Here is a 13,538-nt window from a genome sequence, read left to right as displayed (position 1 = left end):
CCCGGCTTGCACGATCGTTCAAGACTGGCCTTTCCGGCCTCGGCTAACGCTGCATCCATGCGTTACGATACCAAGATCGCCATCGTGGTGCGCGAGAATCTCGCGACCTGGCAGAAACTCAATGTCGCGAGCTTCCTCGCCGGAGGGCTCGTCGGCGCCTCATCCGAACTCGCGGGAGAGCCTTATCAGGACGGCTCGGGCCGGTTCTACGGCCCGCTGATCCGCCAGCCCGTGCTGATCTTCGCCGCGAGTGCCGAGGCGCTGAAGCAGGTGCTGCAGCGCGCGCAGGGGCGCGGCGTCAGGGCCCATCTCTACACGCATGAGCTGTTCACGACCGGCAACGATGTCGACAATCGCGAAGCCGTGGCGGCGGTCGCCACGGCCGATCTCGATCTCGTCGGCCTCGCTCTCCATGCCGAGCGCAAGGAGATCGACAAGATCGTCAAGGGCCTGAAGCTGCACGATTGAAGGCTCAGGGAAACAGAGCCTCCACCGGGCCGGCGGCGCGCACCGGCTCGCGCATCAGGACCCGCGCGTCCACGCCGTTCGGAAACGCCGCATCGGCGCGCCAATCGGCGATGATCGCAGCCGCATCGGCCGCCCTGGCGAGATCGACAGCCATGATCTCGCGGGCCTCCTCGCCCCTCCGCTCGGTCGCGACGAAGTGCAATTGACCCTTGCAGGCCAGAACGAGCGCCTCAACCCGGCCGAGCAGGGCCTGCCGGACGCCCGCAGCCCGTGCGTCGTATTCGACAAGAAGCAGCCCTTCCATGGCGGCTCAGCCGTTGCGGAAGGTGTAGCTGTAGCCGTTGATCGCCGGCACGCCGCCGAGATGGGCGTAAAGCACCTTCGAACCGGCCGGGAAGAAGCCCTTCTTCACCAGATCGATCATGCCCTGCATGGATTTTCCCTCATAGACGGGGTCCGTCATCATGCCCTCGAGCCGCGCCGACATGCGGATCGCCTCGATCGTTTCCTTCGAGGGCACGCCGTAGACGGGGTAGGCGTAGTCCTCGTTGAGGATGATGTCATCGGCGGTGATGTCCTTGCCGCCGATGAGTGCCGAGGTCTTCTGCGCGATTTCGAGGACCTGCGCCTTGGTCTGGGCCGGCGTGGCTGAGGCATCGATGCCGATGACGTTGCGCTGGCGGCCGTCCTTGGCGAAGCCGACGACCATGCCGGCATGGGTCGAGCCCGTGACGGTGCAGACGACGATATAGTCGAACTTGAAGCCGAGTTCGGCCTCCTGCGCCCTCACCTCCTCGGCAAAGCCGACATAGCCGAGCCCGCCGAATTTATGGACCGAGGCGCCGGCCGGAATCGCATAGGGCTTGCCGCCCTTAGCCTTCACATCGGCCAGCGCATTCTCCCAGCTTTCGCGGATGCCGATGTCGAAGCCCTCATCGACCAGCTCGACATGGGCGCCCATCACGCGCGACATCAGGATGTTGCCGACCCGGTCATAGACGGCGTCGTCATGCGGCACCCAGCTTTCCTGCACGAGCCGGCACTTCATGCCGATCTTGGCCGCCGTGGCCGCGACCATGCGGGTGTGGTTCGACTGCACACCGCCGATCGAGACCAGCGTGTCGGCGCCGGAGGCGATGGCGTCCGGCACGATGTATTCGAGCTTGCGCAGCTTGTTGCCGCCGAAGGCGAGGCCCGAATTGCAGTCCTCGCGCTTGGCGTAGAGCTCGACGGCGCCGCCGAGATGGGCTGAGAGCCGCGAGAGCTTCTCGATCGGCGACGGCCCGAAGGTGAGCGGATAGCGCTCGAATTTCTCCAGCATGGGTCTTGCTTGCTCCGTTAAACACCGGAGAAAGCTAACAAAATCGATTCGAAACGTCCTTCCGAAATAAGCCCTCTTTCTATTGCACTCCCGCCGCAATAAGCAATTCTGTGACTCCTGCAATCAGAAACTGAGCCATATTTCGGAAGAATCTTTCATGGATCAGACGCTCGACAAAACCGACCTCAGGATTCTGCGACTGCTGCAAAGCGACGGGCGCATGGGCAATGCCGAGATCGCCAAGCGGGTGAACACCAGCGCCGCGACCTGCCATCGCCGCATCCAGCGCCTCTTCGCCGAGGGTTACGTCACCGGCGTGCGGGCTCAGATCGCGCCGAAGAAGGTCGAGATGGGCACGCTCGCCTTCGTCGGGGTGGTGCTGGACCGCTCGACGCCGGAAAGCTTCGGCGCCTTCGAGGAGGCGATCCGCGAGATGAAGCTGGTGCTCGACTGCCACATCGTCGCCGGCGATTTCGACTACATCCTGAAGATCCGCGTGCGCGACATGGCCGATTTCAACAAGCTCCACGCCGACAGGCTGATCGCGCTGCCGGGCGTGCGACAAACGCGCACCTTCTTCGTGATGAAGGAGGTCGTGGACAACGCGCCGCTGGTGTTCTGAGGGATCGCGCGGTCCTCCCCCAAAAAAAGCGCGTCGACGGCATTGACTTAGAGCGCACTCGAACTCGTAGCTTCCCGGGCGTCACGACGAGAAGAACGGCATGAAGATCGGCGAACTGGCCCGGCGTTCGGGGCTGACGGCCCATACGATCCGCTATTACGAGCGCATCGGCCTCCTGCCCTATGCCGACCGGGACCGGTCGAGCCAACGCGACTACGATGCCTCGATCCTGACCTGGATCGAGTTCCTGGGCAGGCTCAAGACCACGGGCATGCCGATCCGCGAGATGCTGCGCTACGCCGCCTTGCGGGAACAGGGTGCCGGCACGGAACCCGAGCGGCGCGCCCAGTTGGAGCGCCACCGCGAGCAGGTCCGCGCCCGCATCGCAGAGCTCAACGCCTGCCTTCTCGTCCTCGACACCAAGATCGCCGGCTATGCCGGCGCCGAGAACAGGATAGAAGACTATGACGCACATCAACGCTCACGCCGAAACCAGCCGGCTAGAACGCGGCAAGCGCGCGCTCGCTGAGATCGACGGCGAAGCAGGCCACAAGGTGATCGCGGCGCTCGCCGACATCGCACCCGATTTCGCGGACTATGTGTTCGAATTTCCCTTCGGCGACATCTATTCGCGGCCCGGTCTCGACCTGCGCTCGCGCGAGATCGCGACGATCGCCGCCCTTGCGGCGATGGGCAATGCCGCGCCGCAGCTCAAGGTGCATATCGAGGCGGGGCTGAATGTCGGCCTCTCGCGAGAGCAGATCACCGAGGTCCTGATCCAGATGGCCGTCTATGCCGGGTTTCCGGCCGCGCTCAACGGGCTGTTCGCGGCGAAAGAGGTCTTCGCGGCGCGTGATCTCGCCGCCTGACGAGAGGCTGCATCGGAGCCGCTGACTCTTAATCAGCGGATCTGGTAATCAGCGGGTCCGCCCCTCAGACCTGAATCAGCCTCTGCACCTGGTTGCCGTCGAGCTCGTTCATCGGGCCGGACAGCACGACCTCGCCGCGGTCCATCACGAACATCGTGTCGGCGAGGTCGCGGGCGAAGTCGAAATACTGCTCGACGAGCACGATCGCCATGCCGCCCTTCTGGCGGAGATAGTCGATGGCGCGGCCGATATCCTTGATGATCGAGGGCTGGATGCCCTCGGTCGGCTCGTCCAGAACCAGCAATTTGGGCCGGGTGACCAACGCTCGCGCTATGGCGAGCTGCTGCTGTTGGCCACCCGAGAGGTCTCCGCCGCGCCGGCCCAGCATGGACTTCAGCACGGGGAACAGGTCGAAGAGCTCATCCGGGACGAAGCGCTCCCTGCGCTTCAGCGGCGCGAAGCCGGTCTCCAAATTCTCCTTCACCGTCAGCAGCGGGAAGATCTCCCGCCCCTGCGGCACATAGGCGATGCCGGCCCGCGCGCGATCCTCGCTGCGCAGAGTCGAGATGTCCTCCCCGTCGAAACGGATATGGCCGGCCGAAATCGGCTGATGGCCGACGATGGCGCGCATCAGCGAGGTCTTGCCGACGCCGTTGCGGCCCATCACGCAGGTGACCTTGCCCGGTTCCGCGGTGACGGAGACGCGGCGCAGTGCCTGGGCCGCGCCGTAGTGCAGGTCGATGGCGTCGACGGTCAGCATGAGGACGCCCCCTCGCCGGAATCGCAAGGAAACACCGCGTCATCCCGGACGCAGCGCAGCGGAACTCCTGGATCCATCGGAAGCCTCCGGAGCCCTCCGATGGATCCCGGATCGGCGCCGCTTCGCGGCTTGTCCGGGATGACGGTGAGGATCAGCAGACGGACTGAGCCGGATGAGAACAGCGTCATCTCACCGCCCCAGATAGACTTCGACGACGCGCTCATTGGCGCTGACCTGGTCGAGCGGGCCCTCGGCCAAAACCGAGCCCTCATGCAGGACCGTGACCTTCACGCCGAGTTCGCGGATGAAGCCCATATCGTGCTCGACCACGATCACCGAATGATCCCTGGCGATCTCCTTGAGCAGCACCGCCGTCTGCGCCGTCTCGCCATCGGTCATGCCGGCGGCGGGCTCGTCGACGAGCAGGAGCTTCGGGTCCTGCGCCAGCAGCATGCCGATCTCGAGCCATTGCTTCTGTCCGTGGGAGAGCGAGCCCGCGAGCCGGTCGCGCTTGTCGGCCAGTTTCACGATGCCGAGGATGTCGTCGATGCGCTTCTGCTGGGGCTCCTCCGTCTTCCAGAACAGCGTCCTGCCGACCGTGCGCTTCGATTTCAGCGCGAGCAGGATGTTGTCCTCGATGGTGTGGAAGTCGAACACCGTCGGCTTCTGGAACTTGCGGCCGATGCCGAGATTGGCGATCGCGGCCTCGTCGAGCTTGGTGAGATCGACCGAGCCGCCGAACATCACCGTGCCGACATCGGGCTTGGTCTTGCCGGTGATGATATCCATCATCGTGGTCTTGCCGGCGCCGTTGGGGCCGATGATGGCGCGCATCTCTCCCGGTTCTATGGTCAGAGACAGTCCGCGGATCGCCTTGAAGCCGTCGAAGGAGACGCTGACGCCGTCGAGATAGAGCAGCGAGGAGGTGAGTGCGCCGGGCACGGGAGCGTTCATCGCTTCACTCCGCCGGGGCCGGCTCGGCTGCCGGAGTCTGATCGGGCTTGCGGCGGCGCGCCCAGAGCGCCTCGGCCGTGCCGAGGATGCCCTTGGGCAGGAAGAGCGTGACGACGACAAAGAGACCGCCCAGCGCGAAGAGCCAGTAAGGCGCCATGAAGCCCGAAGTGAACACCGTCTTGGCCCAGTTCACCACGACCGCGCCCAGCGCTGCGCCGACCAGCGTGCCGCGGCCGCCGACCGCGACCCAGATCACCGTTTCGATCGAGTTGGCCGGGGCGAATTCGCTGGGATTGATGATGCCGACCTGCGGCACGTAGAGCGCGCCTGCCACGCCCGCCATGCAGGCCGAGACGGTGAAGACGAAGAGCTTGAAGCGGTCGACCCGGTAGCCGAGGAAGCGGGTGCGCGACTCCGCGTCCCGGATCGCGATCACGACCTTGCCGAGCTTCGAGACGACGATGCCGCGCGCGATCAGGAAGCCGACCGCAAGCATGACGCAGGTCAGCGAAAACAGAGCGGCACGAGTCGCTTGCGCCTGGATGTTGAAGCCGAGGATGTCCTTGAAATCGGTCAGGCCATTGTTGCCGCCGAAGCCCATATCGTTGCGGAAGAAGGCGAGCAGCAGCGCATAGGTCAACGCCTGGGTGATGATCGAGAGATAGACGCCGGTGACGCGCGAGCGGAAGGCGAACCAGCCGAAGACGAAGGCGAGCAGGCCGGGCACGGCCAGCACCATCAGCATGGCGAAGGGGAAGGACGAAAAGCCGTACCAGTACCAGGGCAATTCCTGCCAGTTCAGGAAGACCATGAAGTCGGGCAGGATCGGGTTGCCATAGACGCCGCGCGAGCCGATCTGGCGCATCAGATACATGCCCATGGCGTAGCCGCCGAGCGCGAAGAAGGCGCCGTGGCCGAGGCTGAGGATGCCGCAATAGCCCCAGACGAGATCGAGCGAGACCGCGAGCAGCGCGTAGCAGAGATATTTGCCCCAGAGCGACATGGTCGAGGTCGGGACGTGGAAGGGCGAGGACGCCGGCAGCAGCAGGTTCGAAAGCGGCACCAGCACGGCCAGGCCGAGCAGGATCGCGAGAAAGATGCCGCCGCGACGGTCCATCTTCTGCAGGAGGAAGCGGGTGATCATGCTTCCACCGCCCGGCCCTTGAGCGCGAACAGGCCGCGCGGGCGCTTCTGGATGAAGAGGATGATGCAGACCAAGAGCGCGATCTTGCCCAGCACCGCGCCGGCATAGGGCTCGAGCAATTTGTTGGCGACGCCGAGCGTCATCGCGCCGACCAGCGTGCCCCATAGGTTCCCGACGCCGCCGAAGACCACGACCATGAAGCTATCGATGATGTAGCTCTGGCCAAGGTTGGGGCTGACATTGTCGATCTGCGAGAGCGCGACGCCGGCCAAACCCGCGACACCGGAGCCCAGCCCGAAGGTCAGCGCGTCGATGCGGCCGGTGCGGATGCCCATCGCAGAGGCCATGCGGCGGTTTTGGGTGACGGCGCGCATCTGCAGCCCCATCGGCGTCAGCTTCAGGATGGCGAGCAGCGCCGCAAAGACCAGCCCCGCGAAGACGATGATCCAGAGCCGGTTATAGGTGATGGCGAGACCGCCGAGATCGAAGGCGCCGGACATGAAGCTAGGGGCGCCGACCTCTCGGTTGGTCGGGCCGAAGGCGGTACGGACCGCCTGTTGCAGCATCAGGCTGATGCCCCAGGTCGCCAGCAATGTTTCGAGCGGCCGGCCATAGAGGAAGCGGATGACGCCGCGCTCGATGGCGATGCCGACTGCACCCGAGACGATGAAGGCCGCCGGCAAGGCGATGGCCAGCGACCAATCGAACAGGCCGGGCGCGTTCGCCCGGATGATCTCCTGCACCACGAAGGTGGTGTAGGCGCCGAGCATGACCATCTCGCCATGGGCCATATTGATGACGCCCATCACACCGAACGTGATGGCAAGGCCGATGGCGGCCAGCAGCAGCACCGAGCCGAGCGAGAGCCCGTACCAGAGGTTCTGCGCCATGGCCCAGAGACGCAGGCGGCCCTCGATGGCAGAGATCGCCCTCGCCTGCGCGTCCTTGAGCGCCGGGGTCGCCTCGCCTGCGAGCGAGCGCAACGTCGCCAGCGCATCCTGGTCGCCGCGCTCGCGCAGCAGGTCGATGGCGCCGAGGCGGTCGAGCGGGGCGGCATCGGGCTTGGCGATCAGGATCGCGGCCTGGGCCTGGCGCAGGGCGGCGAGCGCGCGCGGATCGGTCTCCTTGCCGATGGCGGCTTCGACGATGGGCAGGAGGCTGGCATCGCGCGACTTGAAGACCGCTTCGGCCGCGGCAGTCCGTTTCGCGGGTTCAGGATTGAGCAGGCTCAGGCCGCCGAGCGCGGCCTGCACGGTGCGCCGCACCGCGTTGTTGAGGCGAACGGTCTTCACATCCGCCGGAGCGGCGGTAAGCGCAGCGCCGGTCCTGGCGTCGACGAAGCCACCAGTCGGGGTCTTCAGCACGACGCCGCCGGGGCCGGCGAGCAGGCGCCCGTCGTTCAGGGCTTCGACGATCAGCGCAGCATTGGGATGGGCGGTCGACACCAGGATTTCGACGGCGCGCGTCGTGTCGGAATAGCTGTCGGCGGCGAGGCGCGTGAAGGCCTCGTCGGCAGTCTGCGCGAAGGAGGCGATCGAGGCCGCGACCAGCGCGACGACGATCACTCCGAGATGCAGCAGGCGATAAAGGAAGGACATCAAGACCGGCTTCCGCATTCAGGTCATCCCGGGCGCCCGCAGGGCGACCCGGGATCCGGGCGTTTCCCCGAAAAGCTCAGGCATCGATCCCGCCTCTAGGCTTCGCTCCGCCGGGATGACGGAGCGGGACGAGCAACCGCGATGGAACGGCGAGATACGAGGCGAGATACGAGGGACGACCGGGATATTTCCCGTGCCGCCCCTCCCCCTCATGATCTCAGGCGCCACCGCACTTGTTGGTCTTGACGTTGAAGTTGCCGCACTTCTTCTCGACCCAGTCGCCGACCAGATCCTTGGAGCCGTCGAGCTCCTTCGACCAGGCATCGCCCGGAACGAGGCCGGAGGTCTTCCAGACCACGTCGAACTGGCCGTCATCCTTGATCTCGCCGATGAAGACCGGCTTGGTGATGTGGTGGTTGGGCAGCATCTTCGAGATGCCGCCGGTCAGGTTCGGCGCCTCGATGCCGGGCAGCGCGTCGATGACCTTGTCGGGGTCGGTCGACTTGGCCTTCTCGACCGCCTTCACCCACATGTTGAAGCCGATGTAATGCGCCTCCATCGGGTCGTTGGTGACGCGCTTCGGGTTCTTGGTGAAGGCCTGCCACTGCTTGATGAAGGCCTCGTTCTCCGGCGTCTTGATCGACTCGAAATAGTTCCAGGCGGCGAGATGGCCGACGAGCGGCTTGGTGTCGATGCCGGCGAGTTCCTCCTCGCCGACCGAGAAGGCGACGACGGGAATGTCGGTCGCCTTGATGCCCTGGTTGCCGAGCTCCTTGTAGAACGGCACGTTGGCATCGCCGTTGATGGTCGAGACCACGGCCGTCTTCTTGCCGGCCGAGCCGAACTTCTTGATGTCGGAGACGATGGTCTGCCAGTCGGAATGACCGAAGGGCGTGTAGTTGATCATGATGTCCTCGGGCTTCACGCCCTTGGATTTGAGATAGGCTTCGAGGATCTTGTTGGTCGTGCGCGGGTAGACATAGTCGGTCCCGGCGAGCACCCAGCGCTCGACCTTCTCCTCCTTGGCGAGATAGTCGACGGCGGGGATCGCCTGCTGGTTCGGGGCCGCGCCGGTGTAGAAGACGTTGCGCTCGCTCTCCTCGCCCTCGTACTGGACGGGGTAGAACAGGATGTTGTTGAGCTCCTTGAAGACCGGCAGCACCGATTTGCGCGACACGGAAGTCCAGCAGCCGAAGGTGGCCGCGACCTTGTCCTTGGTGATCAGCTCGCGCGCCTTCTCGGCGAAGAGCGGCCAGTTCGAGGCCGGATCGACCACCACGGCCTCGAGCTTCTTGCCGAGGACGCCGCCCTTCTTGTTCTGCTCCTCGATGAGCATGAGCATGACGTCCTTCAGGGTCGTCTCGGAGATCGCCATCGTGCCCGAGAGCGAGTGCAGGATGCCGACCTTGATGGTCTCCTGCTGCGCCGCCGCCGGCAGATAGGAGGAACCGAGGAAAGCGGCGCCCGCGAGCGCGGTGCCGAGGAATTCGCGACGATTGCTGTTCACGGGCTGCTCCCGAATATTCCTGTTGAGCGGCGCCGCGATCGGCACCGACAGGCCTCCCCGGCCCGAAGGCAGGTATCGCAAGCCACATGCCAACCGGCCTCACCGAACGGGTCGTCGCGCAAATCTCTGCCGCTAGGTCAGCAAACCCCGCATTTCCTGCGAAAGAGGGGGGCCCCGACGCAATGATCAGGTCATATCGATCATTTCTGCTCATTTTACAGGCAAACCCACTGCCTGCTAATTGCGCACCGCACCATCCGCCTGAAATTTAGCCCGCAAACACGCCGCTCACGGCGCAGCGGACAGCGCTTTTTTTGGCATTTACGTGGAGCCGAGAATCACCCTAGCCTCTTCTGGTCGGTAACAACTGAAAGGAGGTGATCCAGTGTCTCATTGTCATCAGCCGCTGGTGCAAGGCGGGTGGACCTGGACCTCTTCTTGCTGGGGTTCGTGTTCCGCGTGAGTTTTCGCACCTTTGATCCGGTTCGCTGGATCGCGGTTCGACAATGGAAGGGCTGTCCGAAAGGGCGGCCCTTCTTCTTTTCGTCTCGCGAATGCTGGCACTTGCTCGCCGGCCGTGGCAGACAGTCGGGTGTGGTTCATATCCTTCCCATCCTGACGAGCGGCGCCCCGTGAACGTGCCTGAACCGAGCCGCGAGGCGATCCTCGATTTCATCGAGGAGGAGCGTTCCGCCGGCCGCGAGGTCGGGCGGCGTGAGATCGCGCGTGCCTTCGGCCTCGACCAGGGCGGCAAGATCTGGCTCAAGCGCCTGCTGCGGGAGATGGAACAGGAAGGCGAGATCGGCGGCGACGGCAAGGAGCGCCCGGTGCATCCGCGCGGCGCCCTGCCCCCGGTCCTGCTCTGCGAGGTGAAGTCCCGGGATCGCGACGGCGATCTCGTGGCGCAGCCGCTCGAATGGAACGAGGCCGATGACGGCGCGCCGCCGCGAATCCTGATCGAGAACCGGCATGAGGGCCGGCGCAAGCCGAAGGATGCACGCCCTGCCCCCGGCGTCGGCGATCAGGTCCTGCTCAAGCTGACGCGGCTGCGCGGTGTCGATGGCTTCGCCTATTCCGGCCATGTGCTGAAAGTGATGGGCAAGGCGAAGGCCGCCGTGCTCGGCATCTTCCGGGCCCTGCCCGACGGTTCCGGCCGGCTCGTCCCGATCGACAAGAAGGCGCAAGGGCGCGAGGCGATCATCCCGAAGGGACGCACCGGAGAGGCCGAGGACGGCGATCTCGTCTCGGTTTCGCTCCGCCGCGAGAGCCGCTTCGGCCCGCCGGAGGCGCAGGTGCGCGAGCGGCTGGGCTCGCTCAAGTCGGAGCGCGCCGTCAGCCTGATCGCGATCCATGCCCACGGCATCCCACATGAATTCCCGCCGGCGGCCCTCAAGGAAGCCGCCGAGGCGCCGCTCGCGAGCCTGAAGGGCCGCGAGGATTGGCGCGAGCTGCCGCTCGTCACCATCGACCCGGCCGACGCCAAGGACCATGACGACGCGGTCCACGCCGCGCCGGACGAGAGCCCCGATAATCCCGGCGGCTTCGTCGTCACCGTCGCCATCGCCGATGTCGCGGCCTATGTGCGGCCCGGCTCGGCGCTCGACCGCGAGGCGCTGGAACGAGGCAATTCGGTCTATTTCCCCGACCGCGTCGTGCCGATGCTGCCGGAACGGATCTCCAACGACCTGTGCTCCTTGCGTGAAAACGAGGACCGGCCGGCGCTGGCCGTCAGGCTCGTCCTGAAGGCGGACGGCTCGAAGAAGAGCCATTCCTTTCACCGCGTGCTGATGCGCTCGGCGGCGAAGCTTTCCTACCAGCAGGCGCAGGCCGCCATCGACGGCACGCCGGACGAGAAGACCGGCCCAATCCGCGAGAGCGTGCTGATGCCGCTCTGGGCGGCCTATGGCATCGCGGCGCGTGCCCGCGACCAGCGCCAGCCGCTCGAACTCGACCTGCCCGAGCGCAAGCTGGTCCTGAAGCCCGACGGCGCGGTCGAGCGCGTGATCGTGCCGGAGCGGCTGGCGGCACATCGATTGATCGAGGAGTTCATGATCCTCGCCAATGTCGCGGCCGCCGAGACGCTGGAGAAGGCCGGGAGCCTGCTGATCTATCGCTGCCATGACGAGCCCTCGCTCGAGAAGATGCGCGCGCTCGGCGAGGTCCTGGCCTCGATCGGCATCAAGCTGCCGAAGGACGGGGCGCTGAGGCCCGTGCTGTTCAACCGCATCCTCGGGATGATCAAGGGCTCGGAAAACGAGACGCTGATCAACGAGGTGGTGCTGCGGACCCAGGCGCAGGCCGAATATGTCGCGGAGAATTACGGGCATTTCGGCCTCAATCTGCGCCGCTACGCCCATTTCACCTCGCCGATCCGGCGCTATGCCGACCTGATCGTGCATCGCGCCCTGATCACGGCGCTGAAGCTGGGCGATGACGGCCTGCCCAAGAGCGTCACGCTTGCGGAACTGCGCGAGGTCGCGACCCGCATATCGGCGGCGGAGCGGCGCGCCATGGCGGCCGAGCGCGAGACCACCGACCGGCTGATCGCGCATTTCCTCGCCGACCAGATCGGCGCGAGCTTCGACGGGCGCATCGGCGGGGTGAACCGCGCCGGGCTCTTTGTGAAGCTCGACGGCACCGGTGCCGACGGCTTCGTCCCGGCCTCCACGTTGGGCGGCGACTACTATCGCTACGACGAGGCGGCCCATGCGCTGATCGGCGAGCGCACCGGCGAGAGCTGGCGGCTCGGCGACAAGGTCCATGTCAAGCTCGTCGAGGCGGCGCCGGTCGCAGGCGCGCTGCGCTTCGAGCTGCTCTCGGCCGGCCGCACCGTGCCGACCGGACGCGCTGGCAAGCGAGGCGGCGGCACGCCATATGGAACGAGCCGACCCGCCGCCTCCTTCGGCCGGACAGGCAAGACCAGGCCGGGCAAGAGCGGGGCGGGCAAGAGGCGCCGATGAGCGTTCAGTTTCACGGTCCTGCCGGGGACGCCGGCCTGCGCGACTGGCGCGGGGCGATCACGCACGGGATCAAGGGCCGCTGCCCGCATTGCGGCGAGGGCCGGCTGTTCCGCGCCTTCCTGAAGCCCGTCGACCGCTGCGAGGCTTGCGGCGAGGACCTTTACCACCAGCGCGCCGACGACCTGCCGCCCTATATCGTCATCACCATCGTCGGCCATGTCGTGGTCGGCGGGCTGCTGCTCGCCGAGAAATACGGCGACTGGCCGATGTGGTGGCACATGGCGCTGTGGCCCACCCTGACGATCATTCTCTGCCTGGCCCTGATGCAGCCGGTGAAGGGAGGCGTCATCGGCCTGCAATGGGCCTTGCGGATGCATGGTTTCGGCGGCGAAGCCGATCAGCCCGAGCGCCAACCCCTGCCTTCCCGCGGACGCAATCCATGACCGACCATACCGTCACCCTGACCCAGGCCGAACGCGCGCGCGTTGCCGTCAACCTGCGCCCCAAGGACGCCGCGACGATGCTGATCATCGACCGCAACGGCGCCCGGCCCAAGGTGCTGATGGGCAAGCGCCATGACAGCCACAAATTCATGCCGGGCAAATATGTCTTCCCCGGCGGCCGCCTCGACGACGGCGACCGGCGCATGGTGGCGACGGGCGCATTGCCGCAGATCTGCGAGGACCGGCTGCTCAAGCGCGCCGTGCGGCCGAGCGCGAGCAAGGCGCGCGCGCTGGCGCTGGCGGCAGTCCGGGAGACGTTCGAGGAAACCGGCCTGCTCTTCGGCTCGGACGAATTCGGCGTGCCCGAATTGGCGCCCGAGGGGAGCTGGAGCGAGTTCGCCGGCCATGGCGTGTTCCCGGATCTCTCCGCCATCACCTTCGTCGCCCGCGCGATCACACCGCCGCGCCGGCCGAAGCGCTTCGACACGCGATTCTTTACCATCGACGCTTCGGCCCTGGCCAAGAAGATCGACGGGGTGACGGGACCCGATTCGGAATTGACCGACCTGGTCTGGGTCGATTTCGACGAGGCCAAGGCGCTCGACCTGCCGAGCATCACCAAGGTCATCATCCAGGAGGTCGAGGCGCGGATCGCAGCCGGATTCGCGCCCTATCTGCCCGTGCCGTTCTATTGGGAGAAGCGCGGCAGCTTCGTGCGCGAGGAGCTTTGAAGCGCGACGAGGCCGCATTCCCGGATGAAGCGCACATCCGGCCGCGCTATTCTTCCTTGACTTCGCCGGCCCTTTGCGGCATCTCCCGCGCTGACGGTTTGCCGGGTCTGCCCGGCCATTTTCTTTTCTGAGGGCCATCCGCGGCCCGCATGGTTCGAGGA

At 65.9% G+C, this 13,538-nt stretch carries 14 protein-coding genes; 7 read left to right on the top strand and 7 right to left on the bottom strand.

The window, feature by feature from the left end; genetic code table 11:
• The first annotated feature begins 57 nt into the window (after positions 1–57).
• The gene (locus tag AB6806_RS04600) at positions 58–468 is read left to right on the top strand and encodes a DUF2000 family protein (protein ID WP_142020794.1); all 411 of its coding nucleotides are present in this window, start codon (positions 58–60) and stop codon (positions 466–468) included.
• A 4-nt stretch (positions 469–472) separates the two neighbouring features.
• Here AB6806_RS04600 and AB6806_RS04595 read toward each other — a convergent pair whose 3' ends face one another.
• Both AB6806_RS04595 and AB6806_RS04590 read right to left on the bottom strand, forming a co-directional pair.
• Entirely contained in the window at positions 473–772 is a 300-nt protein-coding gene (locus AB6806_RS04595; protein WP_142020793.1) for a hypothetical protein, read from the bottom strand.
• A gap of 6 nt (positions 773–778) precedes the next feature.
• A complete protein-coding gene (locus tag AB6806_RS04590) occupies positions 779–1,789 on the bottom strand; it encodes a 1-aminocyclopropane-1-carboxylate deaminase (protein WP_142020792.1) in 1,011 nt (336 codons plus the stop codon).
• Between the two features lie 157 nt (positions 1,790–1,946).
• Between AB6806_RS04590 and AB6806_RS04585 the strand changes: the two genes are divergently transcribed.
• The 3 genes from AB6806_RS04585 (at position 1,947) to AB6806_RS04575 (ending at position 3,280) form a co-directional block, all read left to right on the top strand.
• A complete protein-coding gene (locus tag AB6806_RS04585; protein ID WP_112762066.1) occupies positions 1,947–2,411 on the top strand; it encodes an Lrp/AsnC family transcriptional regulator in 465 nt (154 codons plus the stop codon).
• Between the two features lie 100 nt (positions 2,412–2,511).
• Positions 2,512–2,940 carry a MerR family transcriptional regulator gene (locus tag AB6806_RS04580; RefSeq protein WP_142020791.1) on the top strand — a complete coding sequence of 143 codons (429 nt, stop codon included), beginning with the start codon at positions 2,512–2,514 and terminating at the stop codon, positions 2,938–2,940.
• Entirely contained in the window at positions 2,876–3,280 is a 405-nt protein-coding gene (locus AB6806_RS04575) for a carboxymuconolactone decarboxylase family protein (RefSeq protein ID WP_038367979.1), read from the top strand. The genes AB6806_RS04580 and AB6806_RS04575 overlap by 65 nt, the downstream gene beginning before the upstream one ends.
• A gap of 64 nt (positions 3,281–3,344) precedes the next feature.
• On the opposite strand, the gene urtE is transcribed toward AB6806_RS04575, so the two are convergent.
• The 5 genes from urtE to urtA form a co-directional block, all read right to left on the bottom strand.
• On the bottom strand, positions 3,345–4,040 hold the full coding sequence (urtE, locus tag AB6806_RS04570; protein WP_038367982.1) for an urea ABC transporter ATP-binding subunit UrtE: 696 nt from the start codon (positions 4,038–4,040) through the stop codon (positions 3,345–3,347).
• 189 nt (positions 4,041–4,229) lie between these two features.
• Positions 4,230–4,994 (bottom strand): urea ABC transporter ATP-binding protein UrtD, encoded by a 765-nt coding sequence (gene urtD, locus AB6806_RS04565; RefSeq protein ID WP_038368765.1) that lies wholly within the window; start codon positions 4,992–4,994, stop codon positions 4,230–4,232.
• A 4-nt stretch (positions 4,995–4,998) separates the two neighbouring features.
• Positions 4,999–6,138: an urea ABC transporter permease subunit UrtC gene (urtC, locus tag AB6806_RS04560; protein WP_142020790.1), complete on the bottom strand. Its 1,140-nt coding sequence runs from the start codon at positions 6,136–6,138 to the stop codon at positions 4,999–5,001.
• Entirely contained in the window at positions 6,135–7,754 is a 1,620-nt protein-coding gene (gene urtB / locus AB6806_RS04555) for an urea ABC transporter permease subunit UrtB (RefSeq protein ID WP_112762064.1), read from the bottom strand. The genes urtC and urtB overlap by 4 nt, the downstream gene beginning before the upstream one ends.
• 199 nt (positions 7,755–7,953) lie before the next feature.
• Positions 7,954–9,243 (bottom strand): urea ABC transporter substrate-binding protein, encoded by a 1,290-nt coding sequence (gene urtA / locus AB6806_RS04550; protein WP_370954173.1) that lies wholly within the window; start codon positions 9,241–9,243, stop codon positions 7,954–7,956.
• Positions 9,244–9,797: 554 nt separating this feature from the next.
• On the opposite strand from urtA, the gene rnr reads away from it, so the two are divergent.
• The 3 genes from rnr to AB6806_RS04535 are packed head-to-tail and all read left to right on the top strand — an operon-like array spanning position 9,798 to position 13,377.
• On the top strand, positions 9,798–12,203 hold the full coding sequence (gene rnr, locus AB6806_RS04545; protein ID WP_370954172.1) for a ribonuclease R: 2,406 nt from the start codon (positions 9,798–9,800) through the stop codon (positions 12,201–12,203).
• Positions 12,200–12,646 (top strand): DUF983 domain-containing protein, encoded by a 447-nt coding sequence (locus tag AB6806_RS04540; protein ID WP_113253053.1) that lies wholly within the window; start codon positions 12,200–12,202, stop codon positions 12,644–12,646. Before rnr ends, AB6806_RS04540 begins: the two co-directional genes overlap by 4 nt.
• A complete protein-coding gene (locus tag AB6806_RS04535; RefSeq protein WP_370954171.1) occupies positions 12,643–13,377 on the top strand; it encodes an NUDIX hydrolase in 735 nt (244 codons plus the stop codon). Before AB6806_RS04540 ends, AB6806_RS04535 begins: the two co-directional genes overlap by 4 nt.
• Positions 13,378–13,538: the final 161 nt, after the last annotated feature.

The sequence above is a fragment of the Allobosea sp. RCC_152_1 genome, assembly GCF_041360765.1.
GTDB classification, from domain to species: domain Bacteria; phylum Pseudomonadota; class Alphaproteobacteria; order Rhizobiales; family Beijerinckiaceae; genus Allobosea; species Allobosea spartocytisi.
Note: the sequence above shows the minus strand (reverse complement) of the source record. Positions and strands in the feature narration are given on the sequence as shown.

Coding starts and splice junctions, on each gene's coding strand:
- AB6806_RS04600 (WP_142020794.1), top strand. CDS start 58: ATGCGTTACGATACCAAGATCGCCATCGTGGTGCGCGAGAATCTCGCG.
- AB6806_RS04595 (WP_142020793.1), bottom strand. CDS start 772: ATGGAAGGGCTGCTTCTTGTCGAATACGACGCACGGGCTGCGGGCGTC.
- AB6806_RS04590 (WP_142020792.1), bottom strand. CDS start 1,789: ATGCTGGAGAAATTCGAGCGCTATCCGCTCACCTTCGGGCCGTCGCCG.
- AB6806_RS04585 (WP_112762066.1), top strand. CDS start 1,947: ATGGATCAGACGCTCGACAAAACCGACCTCAGGATTCTGCGACTGCTG.
- AB6806_RS04580 (WP_142020791.1), top strand. CDS start 2,512: ATGAAGATCGGCGAACTGGCCCGGCGTTCGGGGCTGACGGCCCATACG.
- AB6806_RS04575 (WP_038367979.1), top strand. CDS start 2,876: ATGACGCACATCAACGCTCACGCCGAAACCAGCCGGCTAGAACGCGGC.
- urtE (WP_038367982.1), bottom strand. CDS start 4,040: ATGCTGACCGTCGACGCCATCGACCTGCACTACGGCGCGGCCCAGGCA.
- urtD (WP_038368765.1), bottom strand. CDS start 4,994: ATGAACGCTCCCGTGCCCGGCGCACTCACCTCCTCGCTGCTCTATCTC.
- urtC (WP_142020790.1), bottom strand. CDS start 6,138: ATGATCACCCGCTTCCTCCTGCAGAAGATGGACCGTCGCGGCGGCATC.
- urtB (WP_112762064.1), bottom strand. CDS start 7,754: ATGCGGAAGCCGGTCTTGATGTCCTTCCTTTATCGCCTGCTGCATCTC.
- rnr (WP_370954172.1), top strand. CDS start 9,798: ATGCTGGCACTTGCTCGCCGGCCGTGGCAGACAGTCGGGTGTGGTTCA.
- AB6806_RS04540 (WP_113253053.1), top strand. CDS start 12,200: ATGAGCGTTCAGTTTCACGGTCCTGCCGGGGACGCCGGCCTGCGCGAC.
- AB6806_RS04535 (WP_370954171.1), top strand. CDS start 12,643: ATGACCGACCATACCGTCACCCTGACCCAGGCCGAACGCGCGCGCGTT.